1 protein-coding gene is annotated in these 1,473 nt (G+C 67.3%); it reads right to left on the reverse strand.

The annotated features are described in order from the left end of the window. The coding region (locus AC08ON_RS06125; protein WP_476616608.1) for a proton/sodium-translocating pyrophosphatase at positions 1-1,460 on the reverse strand (1,460 nt) is incomplete at its 3' end. Positions 1,461-1,473 lie beyond the last annotated feature (13 nt).

Genomic DNA, 1,473 nt, shown 5'->3' on the forward strand with positions numbered 1-1,473 from the left:
GAGGCGGCGAGCACCGCGGTGGCGATCGCGATGCCCTTCGTGATCGCCTTGGTGGTGTTGCCGACGGCGTCGAGCGAGGTGAGGATGGCCGCACCCGCCTCGTCCATGTCGCCGGACATCTCGGCGATGCCCTGTGCGTTATCGCTCACCGGCCCGAAGGTGTCCATCGAGACGATGACACTCACCGTCGTCAGCAGACCGGTCCCCGCCAGCGCCACCGCGAACAGCGCGATCGTGACGCTGCCGGAGCCGAGCAGGTAGGCGCCAAAGATCGCGGCACCGATAAGCAGCGAAGAATAGACCGCCGACTCCAGACCCACCCCGATTCCGGCGAGGATGTTGGTGGCTGGTCCGGTGAGCGACGCCTTTGCGATGTCCCGCACCGGCCGGCGGCCGGTCTCGGTGAAATACCCGGTTAGCAGCTGAATGGCGGCGGCGAGCACGATCCCGATCAGGACCGCGCCGATCGCGATCACTCGTGGATTACCGGACTGGGTGCTTCCCTGCATCCCGGGGAAATCGGCGAAGCTCGTCGGGAGGTAGAGCAGTGAGACGGCGACGACGCCGATCGCGGACACCACCGCGGAGATGAAGAAACCCCGGTTGATGGCGGACATTCCGGTGCGGTCACCGGTCCGCGGCGACACCGCGAAGATTCCGATGACCGCGGTCACAACCCCGACCGCCGGGATGAGCAGGGGGAACACCAGGCCGCGTTCGCCGAACGCCTCGACCCCGAGAATCAGCGCCGCGACGAGCGTCACCGCATAGGATTCGAACAGGTCGGCGGCCATGCCGGCGCAGTCGCCGACGTTGTCGCCGACGTTGTCGGCGATCGTCGCGGCGTTGCGGGGATCATCCTCAGGAATCCCCTGTTCCACCTTGCCGACCAGGTCCGCCCCGACATCGGCGGCCTTGGTGAAGATCCCTCCGCCTACTCGCATGAACATCGCGAGCAGAGCGGCGCCGAATCCGAATCCCTCCAGGACCTGGGGGGCGGTGTCCCGGAAGACGAGGACCACGGCCGCCGCCCCCAGGAGTCCGAGACCGACGGTGAACATCCCCGCCACCCCCCCGGTACGGAAGGCGATACGGACGGCGGCTCGTTCCCCTCGGGTCATGGCGGCGGCGGCAGTGCGGGTGTTGGCCCGGGTCGCCAGCGACATCCCGACGAATCCGACCAACGCGGAGAAGATCGCACCGACCACGAAGAAGATCGACCGACCGATCTTCGCTCCAGTGTTCTCGGCTGGCAGGAGCAGCAGTACGAAGGGGATGACGACGACGAATCCCGCGAGCGTGGTGAACTGCCGTCTGAGATAGGCGGCGGCGCCCTCCTGGACCGCCCGGCCGACCTCCACCATCCTCGGGGTACCTGGACTCGCCGCCAATACCTCACGAACCAGATAACCGGCAACAAGCAATGCGAGGGCTGCGACTATCGCCACACCGGCGACCAGGCCGAGGGCTCTG

The organism is Frankia sp. CoWAU3 (genome assembly GCF_977971855.1).